Origin of the sequence: Sutterella sp. (assembly GCF_052272535.1) — a bacterium.
In the GTDB taxonomy this organism is placed as follows: domain Bacteria; phylum Pseudomonadota; class Gammaproteobacteria; order Burkholderiales; family Burkholderiaceae_F; genus Sutterella.
In genome coordinates this window covers 1-15,332 of sequence record NZ_DAVZJY010000029.1, presented here as the reverse complement: position 1 = coordinate 15,332, position 15,332 = coordinate 1, and the positions used below count along the sequence as shown (strand labels likewise).

General features: G+C 67.4%; 13 protein-coding genes. 4 read left to right on the top strand and 9 right to left on the bottom strand.

Annotated features, from left to right (window positions below; genetic code table 11):
* Positions 1-64: 64 nt before the first annotated feature.
* The 9 genes from ACT6Y9_RS03040 to ACT6Y9_RS03000 all read right to left on the bottom strand — a co-directional run bounded on the left by ACT6Y9_RS03040 (position 65) and on the right by ACT6Y9_RS03000 (position 9,592).
* Positions 65-1,684: an NAD-dependent malic enzyme gene (locus tag ACT6Y9_RS03040; RefSeq protein ID WP_443743466.1), complete on the bottom strand. Its 1,620-nt coding sequence runs from the start codon at positions 1,682-1,684 to the stop codon at positions 65-67.
* A gap of 304 nt (positions 1,685-1,988) precedes the next feature.
* The gene (ybgF, locus tag ACT6Y9_RS03035; protein WP_443743465.1) at positions 1,989-2,738 is read right to left on the bottom strand and encodes a tol-pal system protein YbgF; all 750 of its coding nucleotides are present in this window, start codon (positions 2,736-2,738) and stop codon (positions 1,989-1,991) included.
* Positions 2,739-2,860: 122 nt separating this feature from the next.
* Entirely contained in the window at positions 2,861-3,376 is a 516-nt protein-coding gene (pal, locus tag ACT6Y9_RS03030; protein ID WP_443743464.1) for a peptidoglycan-associated lipoprotein Pal, read from the bottom strand.
* Positions 3,377-3,427: 51 nt separating this feature from the next.
* On the bottom strand, positions 3,428-4,714 hold the full coding sequence (gene tolB / locus ACT6Y9_RS03025; protein WP_443743468.1) for a Tol-Pal system beta propeller repeat protein TolB: 1,287 nt from the start codon (positions 4,712-4,714) through the stop codon (positions 3,428-3,430).
* A 202-nt stretch (positions 4,715-4,916) separates the two neighbouring features.
* Positions 4,917-6,470 (bottom strand): bifunctional phosphoribosylaminoimidazolecarboxamide formyltransferase/IMP cyclohydrolase, encoded by a 1,554-nt coding sequence (gene purH / locus ACT6Y9_RS03020; protein WP_295478753.1) that lies wholly within the window; start codon positions 6,468-6,470, stop codon positions 4,917-4,919.
* Positions 6,471-6,472: 2 nt separating this feature from the next.
* Positions 6,473-6,829, bottom strand: a complete 357-nt coding sequence (locus tag ACT6Y9_RS03015) for a helix-turn-helix domain-containing protein (RefSeq protein WP_443743467.1) — start codon at positions 6,827-6,829, stop codon at positions 6,473-6,475.
* Between the two features lie 5 nt (positions 6,830-6,834).
* A complete protein-coding gene (gene dusB / locus ACT6Y9_RS03010) occupies positions 6,835-7,863 on the bottom strand; it encodes a tRNA dihydrouridine synthase DusB (RefSeq protein WP_443743463.1) in 1,029 nt (342 codons plus the stop codon).
* Entirely contained in the window at positions 7,860-8,570 is a 711-nt protein-coding gene (locus tag ACT6Y9_RS03005; RefSeq protein WP_295478759.1) for a nucleotidyltransferase family protein, read from the bottom strand. Before ACT6Y9_RS03005 ends, dusB begins: the two co-directional genes overlap by 4 nt.
* A 14-nt stretch (positions 8,571-8,584) precedes the next feature.
* On the bottom strand, positions 8,585-9,592 hold the full coding sequence (locus ACT6Y9_RS03000; protein WP_295478762.1) for an aminoglycoside phosphotransferase family protein: 1,008 nt from the start codon (positions 9,590-9,592) through the stop codon (positions 8,585-8,587).
* 217 nt (positions 9,593-9,809) lie between these two features.
* On the opposite strand from ACT6Y9_RS03000, the gene ACT6Y9_RS02995 reads away from it, so the two are divergent.
* The 4 genes from ACT6Y9_RS02995 to rsmA form a co-directional block, all read left to right on the top strand.
* On the top strand, positions 9,810-12,086 hold the full coding sequence (locus ACT6Y9_RS02995) for an LPS-assembly protein LptD (protein ID WP_443743462.1): 2,277 nt from the start codon (positions 9,810-9,812) through the stop codon (positions 12,084-12,086).
* The gene (locus ACT6Y9_RS02990) at positions 12,079-13,497 is read left to right on the top strand and encodes a peptidylprolyl isomerase (RefSeq protein WP_443743461.1); all 1,419 of its coding nucleotides are present in this window, start codon (positions 12,079-12,081) and stop codon (positions 13,495-13,497) included. Before ACT6Y9_RS02995 ends, ACT6Y9_RS02990 begins: the two co-directional genes overlap by 8 nt.
* A gap of 83 nt (positions 13,498-13,580) precedes the next feature.
* Entirely contained in the window at positions 13,581-14,552 is a 972-nt protein-coding gene (gene pdxA / locus ACT6Y9_RS02985) for a 4-hydroxythreonine-4-phosphate dehydrogenase PdxA (RefSeq protein ID WP_443743460.1), read from the top strand.
* Positions 14,533-15,332: 16S rRNA (adenine(1518)-N(6)/adenine(1519)-N(6))-dimethyltransferase RsmA (gene rsmA, locus ACT6Y9_RS02980; protein ID WP_443743459.1), on the top strand; the 800-nt coding region annotated here is incomplete at its 3' end. The genes pdxA and rsmA, both read left to right, overlap by 20 nt.

The following is a 15,332-nucleotide window of genomic DNA, read 5'->3' as shown; positions in this document are numbered from 1 at the left end:
CCGGGGGCCCTCAGGGGTTCATCATCCGGCCGTCTGCATCAGAGCGGCCGGACGGGTCCGCGCATTACGGACGATACATGAACTCCTCAACGGCCTTCTCAAGGTCGGCCGGACGTTCGTTGCCGGCGAGGTTGTGGTCGTAGGCGTAGGCCGCGACCGCAGCGCCGATCTTAACGGACACCGGAAGGATGTCGGAGAGGGGCGGATAGAGCGATCCCTGGGCGAGGTCCTCTTCGCTCACGAGCTCGGCGAGCTTCTTCGCGGCGACGAGGAACATGCCGTCAGGCATCCACTTCGCGCGGGCGAAGACGGCGCCGAGGCCGAGGGCCGGGAACACGTAGCTGTTGTTGCCCTGGCGCGGCACGAAGGTCTTGCCTTCGTAGACGACCGGGTCGAACGGCGAGCCGGAGGCGAAGAGCGCCTTGCCCTTCGTGATCGTGTAGGCCTCTTCGGCGGTGCACTCGGCACGCGACGTCGGGTTCGAGAGCGCGAAGATGATCGGACGCTCGTTGAGCTTGGCCATCTCCTCGAGGACTTCCTTCGTGAAGGTCTTCGGGGTGGCGGCCACGCCGATGATCGCGGTCGGCTTGTACTGCTTGATCGCTTCGAGGAAGCAGTTCGTGTCGGCCATGTCGTGGGCGTAGGGCTTCTTGTGGGCGGCGAGGCCTTCGAAGCGGTTCTTCGTCACGAGGCCCTTCGAGTCGAAGAGGGCGCAGTGCTTGATCGCTTCTTCGCGGTCAACGCCTTCGGAGACGATGGCGTCGACGAGCAGGTTGGCGATGCCGGTGGCGGCTTCACCGGCGCCGAAGAAGAGGAAGCGCTGATCGGTGATCGCCTCCTTCTTGATGCGCATGGCGCTGTACATGCCGGTCACGACCACGGAGGCGGTGCCCTGGATGTCGTCGTTGAAGCAGAGGATCTTGTCCTGATAGTGCTCAAGCAGACGGAAGGCGTTCTGGTTGCCAAAGTCTTCGAACTGGATCAGGACGTTCGGCCAGCGGCGGCGGGCCTCGGAGATGAACTCGGCGACGAGGGCGTCGTACTCGGGACCGCGGGTGCGGGGCTTGCGCAGACCCAGGTAGAGCGGATCGTCAAGGTATTCCTGGCGGTTCGTGCCGACGTCGAGGACGACCGGGAGGGTCTTGGCGGGATTGATGCCGGCGCAGGCGGTGTAGAGCGCGAGCTTGCCGATAGGAATGCCCATGCCGTTGATGCCCTGGTCGCCGAGGCCGAGGATGCGTTCACCGTCGGTGACGACAATGACGTCCACTTCCTTGTTCGGGGCGCGTTCAATCACGTCGCGGACGTGGCCGGCGTGCTGGTAGGAGATGAAAAGGCCGCGCGGATAGCGGAAGATGTGGCTGAAGCGCTGGCAGTACTCGCCGACGGTCGGGGTGTAGACGATCGGCATGTATTCGTCGATGTAGCGCGTGAGCAGACGGAAGTAGAGGTCTTCGTCGGTCGCACGGAGGCTGTCGAGAACGAGCGCCTTGTCGATCGGCTTCTCAAAGCGGTTGAGAATCTCGCGCATGCGCTCGACCTGCTGGTCGTCGGTGGAGACGGCGGTCGGAAGCAGACCGCTCAGACCGAGCTCCTCGCGCTCCTTTTCCGTGAAGGCCGCGCCCTTGTTCGTGAGCGGGCAGCGGAAAGCGGCAGCGCCGACATGCTTGCAGCATTGGGTCATTTGTGAACACCTCCAGTATTCCCGTCTACTGGTCCAGACGGAATCAACTTCGTGGTTTGATCAGCCTCGGCGCCCGGATGGAGGGAAGCACCTCGGCCTCTTATAGTATCCGCAGTCATCTGATTATGAATGACCACTTCAAAAACGCATTCGTCAAAAAGTATTTCCGAGGCCGTGGCCTTTGCTTCCCCTTTGACTCGCTCTATGTGCTCCATTCTACTTAGGGGCACTCTATTGGTGGGAATCACCCACTCCACAGACGGAAGGGGAATCCCTGACGCAAGGCACTAAATGAGGGGGTCATTTACTTATTTGGAGTTAATACTTTCAGCCTGGCCCTAGCGTCCTTAGCTACCTCGCTCTCCGGATAGGTGCGGATGATTTTGTTGAGGGTGTTTCGGGCGGCCGTCACGCTGCCGCTCGCGGCCTGCGACGAGGCGACGAGCATCATGGCGTCGGGCGCGCGCGAAGACTTCGGATAGTCCTTGAGGAGCTGATTCTGAGATGCAATCGCCGTCTTGTAGTGCTCGGCTCCGAAGGCGCTCGTGCCCCACCAGAAGAGCGCGTCGGCGCGGTAGGGCGACTTGGGGTAGCCGGCACAGAATTCCTTGAAGCTCTTTTCGGCGGCGAGGAACTTCCCTTCCTGGAGTTGGGCGACCGCCGCGTCGAAGGCCTTCTTTTCCTCGGGCGCGACCTGCACGGACTGGCCGTCCACCACGACCGTCTGCGGCTCGAAGACGCCGATGCGCTTGTCGATCGACTCGTAGAGCGTGCGGGCGCTGCGCTTCTCGACGGCGAGTGCGTTGGAGAGCTCCTCGACCTTGCCCGTGAGCTGACGGTTGCGCTCCTTGAGGGCGTTGATTTCATCGGCGAGCTGCACCTGCGTATTGCGGCCGACGTCCACGTCGTTCTGCAGCTGCTTGACGGTTTCGCGCAGCTCGAGGATGGCGCGGCGTGCATCGTCGTCGGCGAAGGCGAAGGCGGAGCCCGCGATCGAGAGCGCCGCGGCCGCCGTCACGAGGCGCACACCGAGGGGAGAGAGGGAAAGGGACATGACTGGACCTCAGAAACAAAAGCGCCGGCGCCCCATCGTCGAATGAGGCTACCGGCGGCGGAGGGGCACCCCTCGGGTCCCGAAGAACCGGGACGCCCCGGCGGTTGGCGCTGAACCGGGCGTTACTTCGCCGACGCGGTGCCTTCGGGATAGACGATGTCGGCGCGGCGGTTCTGAGCCCACGCCTCTTCTGTGTGGCCGGTCGCGACGGGCTTCTCCTTGCCGAAGGAGACCGCCTCGACGCGGTCGGCGGAGACGCCGAGCAGCTGCATGCGCTGACGCACGGCCTCGGAGCGCTTCTGGCCAAGGGCGAGGTTGTACTCGCGGCCGCCGCGTTCGTCGGTGTTGCCCTGGACGGTGATCTTCACGCCGGGATGTTCGGCGAGCCACTTCGCGTGCGCCTCGACCACGGCGGCGTACTCGGGCTGGACTTCATAGGAGTCGAAGGCGAAGTAGACCGAACGGTGCGAAAGCGGGTTCGAGGGATCCGTGAACGGATCCTGGACAACGGTCGACTTGACCTGATCGCCCGCAAGCGTGCCGTCCTTGGCGCCCTCGTCGAGCGAAACGGACGAGCAGCCTGAAAGCAGGGCGGCGGCGGCCGCAGCGGCGGCGAGGACCTTCCAACCGAAAGTCATGATGATGAAGCTCCTTGAGAGAAGAAAACAAAGAATTCGGGGAATGAGGAATTACTGCAGGATCGGACCCCAAGCCGGTTCGCGGATGTCGCCTTCGCCCGAAAGCCGGGTGGTGAGGCGCGCGTCCGCCGAGCAGGTGCCGAGCACGCCGCGGCCGCTCACTTCCGTCGCGTAGACGATGAAGCGGCCGTTGGGCGCGAACGAGGGCGACTCGTCGCGGTCGGTGTTGGTGACGAGAAGGTCCTGACCGGTGGCAAGATCCATCACCGCCACGCGGAAGCTCGAGTCGATGCGCGAAATGTAGGCCATGCGCGCGCCGTCGGGGGAGACCGTCGGGCTGATCGCGTAGTTCGAGCCGAAGGTGACGCGCTCGGCGTGTCCGCCGGCGACGGGCTGGCGGTAGATCTGCGGCGTGCCGCCGCGGTCGCTCGTGAAGTAGATCCACGCACCGTCCTTCGTGAAGACGGGCTCGGTGTCGATGCCGTAGCTCTGCGTGAAGCGGCGCAGGCCCGACCCGTCGGCGTTGACGAGGTAGATCTGCGTGAGGCCGTCGCGGGAGAGCGCCACGGCGAGCTGCCGCCCGTCGGGCGACCAGGCCGGAGCGGAGTTGTTGCCGCGGAAAGCCGCGACCGCACGGCGCACGCCGGTGGCGAGCTCGTGCACGTAGACGATCGGCTTGCGACGCTCGAAGCTCACGTAGGCGAGCCGCCGGCCGTCGGGCGACCAGGCCGGAGAGATGATCGGTTCGGGCGACTGCAGGGCCGTTCTCGGCACGCCGCCGTCGCTGTCGGCCACCACGAGCTCGTAGCGGCGAGAGCCGAGCTGCGCGACGTAGGCGAGCTGCGAGGCGAACATCGGGCCTTCGCCCGTGAGCTTGGTGTAGATGCGGTCGGCGCACCGGTGCGCCGCCATGCGCAGCAGGTCCGTCGCGGCGCTGTAGCCCACCGAGTCGAGGAGTTCGCCCGAGACGGCGTCGAAGAAGAGGCAGCGCACGTCCCAGCGCGACTGCCCGAGGCTCTGCACCTGGCCGACCACGTAGATGGTCGCGCCCGCCTGCGCGGCCTGTGCGAGCCCTTCGGGCTTCTCGAGATTCTCATCGGCCTGAGCGGGCGGCGCATCGACGAGACGGAAGGCGCCGGAGCGCACGAGGTCGGCGCCGATCACCTGCGCGGGATCAACGGGCGCGGCGGCCGCGCCCTTGAACGGACGGATGACGATCGGCAGCTGATTGGCGCCGACGCCGGTGATTTCAATGCGCAGATCCGCAAGCGCCGGACAGGCGGTGAACACGCCCGCGGCCATGCCGGCGCCGAGCAGCGCGCGGCGCGTGAGGCGCATGGATTCGCTCAAGTCTTTCACGGATTTCTCCCTGGGAGAATGAAACGGCAGCCCGCAATGTGCCGAAGGGCTCCGGCCGTCCGCGCTTCATGGGGGAGAAGCACAGTCGGGGAGCCCCGGGCGCCGCGGGCGCGTCGAACCAATATACGCGAACGCGCGGCCCGCGACGGGGCGGACCGCACGAACGAAGTGCAACAGTCGATTAGTGACGGAAGTGACGCTCGCCGGTGAAGACCATGGCGATGCCGCGCTCATTCGCCGCGTCGATCACCTCCTGGTCGCGGATCGAGCCGCCCGGCTGGATCACGGCGACCGCACCGGCGTCGACCACGACGTCGAGGCCATCGCGGAACGGGAAGAAGGCGTCCGAGGCGGCGACGCTGCCTTCGAGCGAGAGTCCGCCCTCCTCGGCCTTGATCGCGGCGATGCGCGCGGAGTCGACGCGGCTCATCTGGCCCGCGCCCACGCCGAGCGTCATGCCGTCGCGGGCGTAGACGATGGTGTTGGACTTCACGAAGCGCGCGCAGTTCCAGGCGAAGAGCAGATCGGTGATCTGCTGCGCGGTGGGCTCCTTCTTCGTGACGCAGCGCAGATCCTTCTCGGTGGCGAGCTGGATGTCGGGCGTCTGCACGAGGATGCCGCCGCCGACGCGCTTGAAGTCGAAGTCGTTGTGCGCACCGCCGAGGGCGATCTTCAGCAGGCGCAGGTTCTTCTTGGCCGAGAAGAGCTCGAGCGCGCCCTCATCGAATTCCGGCGCGATGATCACTTCGGCGAACTGGTGCGAAACGCGCTCGGCGCACTCGCGCGTCACCGGGCCGTTGAAGGCGATGATGCCGCCGAAGGCGGACTTGCTGTCCGTCTGGAAGGCCTTGGCATAGGCCTCCTCGCAGTTCGCGGCGACCGCGACGCCGCAGGGGTTGGCGTGCTTGATGATCACGCAGGCCGGAGCGGTGAAGGAGCGCACGCACTCCCAGGCCGCGTCGCTGTCGGCGATGTTGTTGTAGGAGAGCTCCTTGCCCTGGAGCTGCTCGTAGCCGGCGAGCAGGCCCGGCGCGACCACGGTCTCGCGGTAGAAGGCCCCCTGCTGGTGGGGATTTTCGCCGTAGCGCAGATCCTGCACCTTCTCCCACTGGCGCGTGAGGACGGCGGGGAACTTCTGCGGACGGTTCTCGGCGTCGAGGCTCGTGAGGTAGTTGGTGATCATGCCGTCGTAGCGGGCGGTGTGGGCGAAGACCTTCTTCGCGAGCGCGAAGCGCGTGGCGGGCGTGACCTCACCCTCGGCGCGGAGCTCGGCGAGGACCGTCTCGTAGTCGGCGGGGTCCACCACGACCGCGACGGACTCGCAGTTCTTCGCCGCGGCGCGGATCATCGTCGGGCCGCCGATGTCGATGTTCTCAATGGCGTCCTCGAGCGTGCAGTCCGGGCGCGCGACGGTCTGTTCGAACGGATAGAGGTTCACGCAGACGATGTCGATCGGATCGATGCCGTGCTCGGCGAGCGCGGCCATGTGCTCGGGCACCGTGCGGCGCGCGAGGATGCCCGCGTGGACCTTCGGGTTGAGCGTCTTCACGCGGCCGTCGAGCATTTCGGGGAAGCCCGTGTAGTCGGCCACTTCCTGGACTTCGACGCCCTCCTTGGCGAGGAGCTTCGCGGTGCCCCCGGTCGAGAGGATGTGGAAGCCTGCGGCGACGAGGCCGCGGGCGAACTCGACGATGCCCGTCTTGTCCGAAACGCTCAGAAGTGCTTGCTTGCGCATGTCTACTTTTCCTTAAGTTTTGTGGAGGTCCGCCGCGCCGGGAGCATTCCATGGTCCTGGAGCTTCTTGCGCAGCGTATTCCGGTTAATGCCGAGTAGCTGGGCCGCCGCGCACTGGTTGTGGTGGCACATCGACATGGCGTATTCGATGAGCGGACGCTCCACGGCGTGCACGACGAGTTCGTAAAGGGGATGCGGGTCGCGGCCTTCGAGCCGCGCGAAATAGAGGTCGAGCTGACGGATGACGGCCGCTTCAAGGCCGTTTTGCTCGTCGTCCCCGGATGCGTCCGCGCGTCCGAGCGGGTCCTCCTCGAAGTGGAGGTTCTCGACGGCGGTTTCGGAAAGCTCCTTCAGGATCATCGGAGTCAAGACGCGGGGAAGTGTTGAGGTTCTGCGGCGGCGGCGCCCGTCCCGACCCCATGGGCCTCGAGGAAGGCGCGCACCCGGTCCGTCTGCGCTTGGGCGTCCTCTTCGGCGAGGAGCGCCGACAGGCGCGCCTCGGCCTCGGGCGTGGAAGCGAGCGGCTTCAGATAGTGGGCGAGATGCTTGCGGAAGAGGCGCATCGCCCGGCGGGCGTCATAGTAGTCGAAATGCTCCGCCCTGTGATCGAGAATCACCCGGAGAAGTCCCTCCGCGCTCGCCGCGGGCGGCGTGTAGGAGCGGCCCTCGAGCGCGGCGCGCATTTCGGCGAAGATCCAGGGGCGTCCCATGGCGGCCCGGCCGATCATGAGGCCCGCGGCGCCCGTGTGCGCGAGGACGGCGAGCGCCTTGGGGCCGGAATCCACGTCGCCGTTGGCGACGACGGGGAGCGCGACGGCGCGGCGCACCCGGGCGATGGTGTCGTACTCCGCCTCCCCCCTGAAGCCGTCCGCGCGCGTGCGCCCGTGCACCACGATCATCGCCGCGCCCGCAGCCTCGGCCATGCGGGCGAACTCCACGGCGTTGCGGTGCTCCCGGTCCCAGCCCGTGCGCATCTTGAGCGTGACGGGAATCTTCACGGCGCCCACGACCGCCTCGAGGATTTCGCGCGCGAGCGCGGGATCCTTCATGAGGGCGCTGCCGCATTCGCGCGAGAGCACCTTCTTGGCCGGGCACCCCATGTTGACGTCGACCACGTCCGCGCCGTCGGCTTCGGCCGCCCGGGCGGCCTCGGCCATCACGGCGGGGTCCGCGCCGAGGAGCTGCACGGCCTTGAGGCCCCGTTCGCCGGGCTCGACCCAGCGGGTGCGGCTCTTCTGCCGCGCGCGCAGATCCTCCCGGCTCGCCGTCATCTCGGCGACCGCATAGTCCGCGCCGAAGCGCCGGCAGAGCGAGCGGAAGGGCAGATCGGTGAAGCCCGCCATCGGGGCGAGCATCAGGGCGGGCGAGGCGAGCTCGTGCGGACCGATCCTCATGACGCGCCTCCCTCGCCGAAGAGCGCCTCGGCGCGCCCGAACTCCTCGAGGGTGCCGACGTTGGCCCAGCGGCCGCGGAACACTTCGCCCGTGACGCGCCCGGCGTCGATCGCCCCGAACATCCAGGGAAAGAGCGGCGCACGCGCGTCGTCAAGCCCCTCGAAGAGCGCGGCGTCGTAGGCCGCGAGGCTCGAAAAGGTGAACTTCTCGGCGCCCGAGCGGACGATCCGACCGTTCTCGAGGCCGAAGTCGCCCTTGGCGTGGAAGGACGGGTTGGGAACGAGCACGAGGTGCGCGAGCCCGCCCGCGTGGGAGAGCCCCTCAGCGCGGGCGCGCAGCCCCGCGAAGTCGTAGTTGGTCGCGATGTCGCCCGCGGCGACGAGGAAGCGCTCTTCGCCCCCGCGGGTGAGGAGCGCAAGCGCCCGGACGATGCCGCCCCGCGTCTCGAGGGCGTCGGCCGTGCGGGTTCCCTCGACCGACCATTCGATCGAGACGCCCCAGCGCGAGCCGTCGCCGAGCTCGGCCATGAGGATCCGCGCGCCGTGCGCGGCGTTCACGACGAATTCGACGATTCCGGCGCGCTTCAACGCCAGGATCTGCCGCACGATCAGCGCCTCGCCCGCGACGCGCACGAGGGGTTTCGGGGCGATCTGCGTGAGGGGCCGCAGGCGCCGGCCTTCGCCGGCGGCAAGAATGAGGGCGCGCATGCCGGTCTGTTACCTCAGAACGTGTAGCCCGCCTTCTCCGTGACGCCGGCGAGCTCGTCGAGCAGGTGCTTCAGGGGCGAGAGCTCGACGTAGCGGCCGGCCGTCTGGCGCGCGTAGTTCATGAAGCGCGGCGTGTCGGCGAGATACTTGGGCTTGCCGTCGCGGTAGTTGAGCCGCGCGAAGATGCCCATCACCTTCAGGTGGCGCTGGATGCCCATGAATTCAACGCTGCGGTAGAAGGCGCCGAAGTCGGCCGGGACGGGGAGCCCCGCGCGGCGCGCCTTCTCCCAGTAGCGGATCGTCACGTCGAGGACGAAGGACTCGCTCCAGCTCACGAAGGCGTCGCGCAGCAGCGAGGCGATGTCGTAGGTGATCGGCCCGTAGAGCGCGTCCTGGAAGTCGATCACGCCCGGGAGCGGATCGCTCATCATGAGGTTGCGCGGCATGAAGTCGCGGTGCACGTAGACCTGCGGGTCGGCGAGGTTGCTTTTGAGGATCGACTCGCAGGACATCCGCCACCACTTGAGGCGCTTCTCGTCCCACTCGACCCCGCAGTGGCGCTTCACGTACCACTCGGGGAAGAGCTCGAGCTCGCGCGTGAGGACCGCGCGGTCGTAGGGCGGGAGCACCCCGGGGCGCGAGGCCCGCTGCCAGGCGACGAGCGCCGTGGTCGCCGCGTCCATGAGCTTCGCGGCGTTCTCCTCGTTGATCACCTGCAGGAAGGTGTCGCGCCCGAGGTCGGAGATGAGGGCGAAGCCCTGCCCGACGTCGGCGGCGAACACCTCGGGAACGTTGAGGCCCGCCTCCTTCATGAGGCGGTCCACGACGAGGTACTGCGGCAGGTTTTCGTGTTCGGGCGGCGCGTCCATGACGATCAGGTCGCCCCCGGCGGCGCGCTTCACGCGGAAGTAGCGCCGGAAGCCCGCGTCGGCGCTCGCCGGCTCGAGCGTGTCGGGATCGAATCCGAATGCGGCGCTCTGCGCGCCCAACCAGGCGCGCAGCGCCCCGTCGCGTTCAGTCATGGAGAAAAACCTTTTGAAGTGAAGGCCGAAGCCCCGGGCCCTGCGTAGGGCCGCAGCCTCAGGGCGCCTGATAAAATCCGAACACCGCGCCGAGCGCCGGAGACAAAGCGGTCCGGAAATTCGGTGCTTTTCAAGAAAGTCGAATATTTTACAGGCCTCCCCGGAGACCCGTCAGCCTCACATGCATCTGCCTCCCGTCCGAGCCCTAGCGCTCAGCGTGGCCGCCGCGCTTGCCGCCCTCTGTGCCGCCGCGCGCGCAGACGCCGCCCCGGCCGCCTCCGGCGCCCTGCGGGTCGACCTCGAATCCGTCTCCTCGCTCAGTCCCGACCGCGCGGAGGTGGGCGGAGAGGCCGCGAGCTTCGTTGCGGCCGAACGCATCGAGGGCAGCCCCGAAGACGTGCTGCACCTCTCGGGCGACGCGGAGATCCGCCGAGCAGGCGCGGTGCTGCGCGCCGACTCGATCACCTACACGCAGCGCACCGACGAAGTCGAGGCGAAGGGCAACGCCCGCCTCTCGCGCCAGGGCGCGAGCTTCTCGGGCCCGAGCATGAAGTTCCGCCTCACCTCGCGCCAGGGCTCGATGGACGAGGCCGAGTGGGAGTACGCCCCGCGCAACCTGCGCGGCTGCGCGAAGAACGTGCGCTTCCTCTCGGGCGACCGCACGACCTTCGAGGACGTGACGATCTCCACGTGCAAACGCGACGACGAGGCGTGGTACATCAGCTTGAACGACCTCGAGATCGACGAGTACGACCAGTCGGCCTCGGGCAACGGCGCCGTGCTCCACTTCCAGGGCGTTCCGATCCTCGCCTCGCCCTGGTTTACCTTCCCGATCAGTCCGGAGCGGCGCTCCGGCCTCCTCACGCCCGTCTACGGCATGAGCTCCTCGCGCGGCGTCGATATTTCGGTGCCCTACTACTTCAACATCGCCCCGAACTACGACTACACCCTCACGCCGCGGGTGATGACCAAGCGCGGCGTGATGATCGGCAACGAAGCGCGCTTCAAGTACGACGCGTTTGAGACGACGGTCAACCTCGACTACCTCCCCAACGACCGGCTCTACGACGACAGCCGCTGGGGCACGCGCATCCGGACCAACTACCACCGCGGCAAGCTCGGCTTCAGCGCCGACTACAACCGCGTTTCGGACGACGACTACGTGACGGACTTCTCGGGGAGCATCCGCGAATCCTCCGAAACCGTGCTGCCGCAGGACTATCAGCTCACCTGGACGGACACCTACTGGAACGCGCAGCTGCGCGTGACGAAGAACCAGACGCTCAACATCACGGGCGTGCAGCAGGTGATTCCCTACGAGCGCGTGCCGCAGGCGACGGTGAACGGCTACGCCGCGGACTTCCACGGCTTTGAGCTCGCCTCCACCCTCGAGGCGACGCGCTTCACGCATCCCTCGCGCATCGGCGGCACACGCGTGGCGGCCTCGCAGTCGGTGAGCTACCCCTTCCGGGGCGCGGGCTGGTTCGTCGTGCCCAAGGCCGAATTCCTCGGCGTCTGGTACGAGCTCTCGGACATAAACCGGAGCAAGTACTACCAGAACCGCACGCCGAGCCGCTTCACGCCGACCCTCACGCTCGACGCGGGGCTCGAATTCGAGCGCGACGCGCGCTTCCTCGGCCGCGACGCCTACCAGACGCTCGAGCCGCGCATCTACTACGCCTACACGCCCTACCGCGACCAGAGCGACATTCCGATCTTCGACTCGACCGCGGCGGACCTCTCCTCCGCGACGCTCTTCACGCCGAACCTCTTCTCGGGCTACGACCGCGTCTCGGAGGCCAACCAGCTCACGGCCGTGGTCTCCTCGCGCTGGATCGACAAGGAGAGCGGGCTTGAGCTCTTCCGCGCGAGCGTGGGCCAGCGCCAGTACTTCGGCGACCAGCGCGTGGACCTCCTCAACGAGGGCGACAAGGACTACTTCGCGGCCGCCCAGCAGCAGGCCAACGTGCGCAGCGACCTCCTCGGGAGCATCGGCGCGCGCCTCACGCGGTCGCTCTACGCCTCGGCCAACACCCAGTACTCCTCGTCGCTCAACCGCATGGTGAACGTGAAGACGGGCCTCACCTGGAGCCCGAAGCGCATGTCCACCATGGGGCTCTACTACCGCTACAACTACGCGGCGAGCGAAACGTCCGAAGACAACATCAAGCAGGTCGACTTCCAGGTCCAGTGGCCGATCTGGAACCGCCTCTACGGCCTCTTCCGCTACAACTATTCGCTGCACAAGAAGAAGCCCATCGAACTCATCGGCGGCTTTGAGTACCTCCACGACTGTTGGACGCTGCGCTTCGCCGCCCAGCGCTACACGACCGCCTCGAACGAGCAGGAGTCCAACTTCTTCTTACAACTCGAGCTCAACGGGCTCGGTAGCATTGGCATCAATCCGCTTTCCGAACTGCGCCGCAACATCCGCGGCTATCAGACGACGGGGGCTCTGCCCACGACGTCGGGTCCCTACGACTTCTATGAATAAGATCTCCCTCACCCGCAGCCTCGCCCTCGGCGCTGCGTTTGTTCTTGCGGCCGGCGCCGCCCAGGCGGCGAGCGTCATGGACGGTTCGGGTCAGTCGGCCCTCGGCTACGCGGCCCCCGCGGCCGCGCCCGCACAAGCCCCTGCGCCCTCGGCCCTCGATGCGGGCGAACTCGACCGCATCGTCGCCGTAGTGAACAACGACGTCATCACCGAGCACGAGCTCGAGCAGCGCGTGCACACGGTGGCGATCAACCTGCGCCGCCAGAACATCCAGCTCCCTGCGATGGACCTACTGCGCGCCCAGGTGCTCGAGCGCCTCATCAGCGAACGCGCCATCCTGCAGCGCGCCCGTCAGACGGGCATCCGCGTGGACGACCAGATGGTGAACGCCTCGATCGAGCAGATCGCGCGCCAGAACAACCTCAACGTCGAGGAGCTCCGTCAGCGGCTCCTCGCCGACGGCGTGACCTTCTCGGCCTTCTGCGACGAGATCCGCGACGAAATCACCACGCAGCGCCTGCGCGAGCGCGAGGTGAACGAGAAGATCGAGATCCCCGAGAGCGAAGTCGACGCCTTCCTCGCCGAGAAGGCGGGCTTCAAGGGCGACGACACGACCGAATACCACGTCGCGCACATCCTGCTCCCTGTGGAGACGGCCGCCAACAACGAGAAGGTGAAGCGCGAGGCCGAGTCGCTCGCCGAACGCGCGAAGAAGGGCGAGGACTTCTCGCTGCTCGCCGCGTCCTTCTCCCGCGCCGACAACGCGATGACGGGCGGCGACCTCGGCTGGAAGACGCTCCCCGAGATGCCCGCATCCCTCTCCGACGCGGTGCGCACGCATCCGGACGACGCCGTGATCGTCTTCTCCTCGCAGCGCGCTTGGCACGTCCTCAAAGTCGAGGGCAAGCGCGACGGCGTGCAGGCAAAGCTGGGCGGCGGCCCGGTCGAGCAGACCCACGCCCGCCACATCCTGATGTTCGTCTCGGACATCACGCCTGAGGCGGACGTTCTGCGCCGCCTCAACGACATCAAGGCCCGCGTCGAGTCGGGCGAAGCGGACTTCGCGACGATGGCGCGCCTGCACTCCGTGGACTCCACCGCGACGCGCGGCGGCGACCTCGGCTGGGTGCTTCCCGGCGACACGGTGCCCGACTTCGAGGCGGCGATGAACAAGCTCAAGCCCGGTCAGATCTCGGAGCCCGTGCGCACGCCCTACGGCTACCACCTCATTCAGGTGGTCGAGCGCCGCACCGAGAAGGCGGGCAACCCCGACCGCATGCGCCTCGCCGCCCGTCAGGCGATCCGCCAGAAGAAGCTCGCCGAGGCGAACTACAACTGGGAGCGCGAGCTGCGCGACGAAGCCTACGTCGAAATCCGCGATCCGCAGCTGAAGGAAGCGCTGCGCCGCTGATGCGCGCCGCCATTACAAGCTGAGCGCCGAGGACGGCCGCCCGCTCCCGGGCCGCCGTCCTCTTTATTTGAAGGGGGTCCACCTTGACCAACCACAAACCCATCGCCGTCACGACGGGAGAACCCGCCGGCATCGGCCCGGAAGTGTCCGTACGCGCCGCCTGGGGCACGACCGAACCCGTTCTCCTGATCGGCGACCGCGGGATGCTCCTTGAGACGGCGCGCCGCCTCGGCCTCGCGCCCGAACTCCCCGGCAACGTCCGCATCCACCACGTGCCGCTGCGCGAACTGTCCGTGCCGGGGCGGCTTTCGCGCGCGAACGCCCCCTACGTGATCGAGACGCTCGCAGAAGCGCACCGCCTCGTCACCGCGGGCGAGGCGGGAGCGGTCGCCACCGCACCCGTGCAGAAGAGCATCCTCATCGAAGGGGGCTACCGCTTCACCGGCCACACGGAGTTCTTTGCCGAAGCCGCGGGCGTCGGACGCGTCGTGATGATGCTCGTCTCGTCTCCGAAGTGCGACGCCCTCAAGGTGGCGCTCGCCACGACGCACCTGCCGCTGCGCGAAGTGCCCGATGCGGTGACTCAGGAGTCGCTCACCGAGGTGATCACGATCCTGCGCCGGGGTCTCGTCGAGGGCTACGGCATCGACCACCCCGTGATCGCCGTCGCCGGCCTCAATCCACACGCGGGCGAAAACGGCCACATGGGCCGCGAGGAGATCGAGGTGATCGAGCCCGTGCTCGCGCGCATGGCCGACTCTGACTCCACCCTCGTCGGGCCGCTTCCGGCCGACACCATCTTCGTTCCGGGCAAGATGGAGCGGTGGGACGCCGTCCTCTGCATGTACCATGATCAGGGACTTCCCGTTTTGAAGCACGTGGGCTTCGCCGAAGGCGTCAACGTCACGCTCGGCCTGCCCTACGTGCGCACCTCGGCCGACCACGGCACGGCGCTCGACATCGCCGGCCGCGGCGTCGCCGACGCCCGCAGCATGGCTGCGGCCCTTGAACTCGCCCACACCCTCCAGAAGAACCGTGACGCAAGAATGGCTTGAAGGGCACCACGCCCGCAAACGCTTCGGACAGAACTTCCTCCACGACCGCCACTGGATCGAGCGGATCGCCCGCGCGATCGACCCGAAGCCGGGCGACGAATTGATTGAGATCGGCCCGGGTCAGGCGGCCCTCACCCGCGAGGTGGTGAACCTCGCCGGGCACGAAACCGCCGTCGAGATCGACCGCGACCTCGCGGCCTTTCTGCGCGGACAGTTCCAGCCGGGCGAGCTCGACCTGATCGAGGCGGACGCCCTCACGCTCGACTGGCGCACCGTGCTCGAGGGCCGGCGGCTGCGCGTCTTCGGCAACCTCCCCTACAACATCTCCTCGCCGCTCCTCTTCGCGCTGCTTCCGGCCGCGGGGCGCGTGATCGACCAGCACTTCATGCTGCAGAAGGAGGTGGTGGACCGCATGACCGCACAGCCCGGCTCGAAGACCTACGGGCGCCTCTCGGTGATGCTGCAGTACCGCTACGTGATGCACAAGCTCTTCGACGTGCCGCCCGGCGCCTTCACGCCCGCGCCGAAGGTCACCTCCTCGATCGTGCGCATGGTGCCCAAGGCCGAGTCGGAACTTCTGCCCGTCGACGGCGAGGTCTTCGGTGCGCTCGTCGCCGCCGCCTTCCAGCAGCGCCGGAAAACGCTGAGAAACGCCGTCGCCGACTTCCTCGACGCCGAAGGCATCAGCGCCCTCGGCATCTCCCCCACGGCGCGCGCGGAGACGCTCACGGTCGCGGACTTCGTCGCGCTTGCGAACGGCGCGGCGGCGCGCCGCAGCGC

Excerpts from the sequence above, each read along its gene's own strand:
- ybgF (WP_443743465.1), bottom strand. The coding sequence starts at position 2,738 with ATGTCCCTTTCCCTCTCTCCCCTCGGTGTGCGCCTCGTGACGGCGGCC.
- dusB (WP_443743463.1), bottom strand. The coding sequence starts at position 7,863 with ATGAGGATCGGTCCGCACGAGCTCGCCTCGCCCGCCCTGATGCTCGCC.
- ACT6Y9_RS03005 (WP_295478759.1), bottom strand. The coding sequence starts at position 8,570 with ATGCGCGCCCTCATTCTTGCCGCCGGCGAAGGCCGGCGCCTGCGGCCC.
- ACT6Y9_RS03040 (WP_443743466.1), bottom strand. The coding sequence starts at position 1,684 with ATGACCCAATGCTGCAAGCATGTCGGCGCTGCCGCTTTCCGCTGCCCG.
- ACT6Y9_RS02990 (WP_443743461.1), top strand. The coding sequence starts at position 12,079 with ATGAATAAGATCTCCCTCACCCGCAGCCTCGCCCTCGGCGCTGCGTTT.
- ACT6Y9_RS03000 (WP_295478762.1), bottom strand. The coding sequence starts at position 9,592 with ATGACTGAACGCGACGGGGCGCTGCGCGCCTGGTTGGGCGCGCAGAGC.
- purH (WP_295478753.1), bottom strand. The coding sequence starts at position 6,470 with ATGCGCAAGCAAGCACTTCTGAGCGTTTCGGACAAGACGGGCATCGTC.
- tolB (WP_443743468.1), bottom strand. The coding sequence starts at position 4,714 with ATGCGCCTCACGCGCCGCGCGCTGCTCGGCGCCGGCATGGCCGCGGGC.
- ACT6Y9_RS03015 (WP_443743467.1), bottom strand. The coding sequence starts at position 6,829 with ATGATCCTGAAGGAGCTTTCCGAAACCGCCGTCGAGAACCTCCACTTC.
- pal (WP_443743464.1), bottom strand. The coding sequence starts at position 3,376 with ATGACTTTCGGTTGGAAGGTCCTCGCCGCCGCTGCGGCCGCCGCCGCC.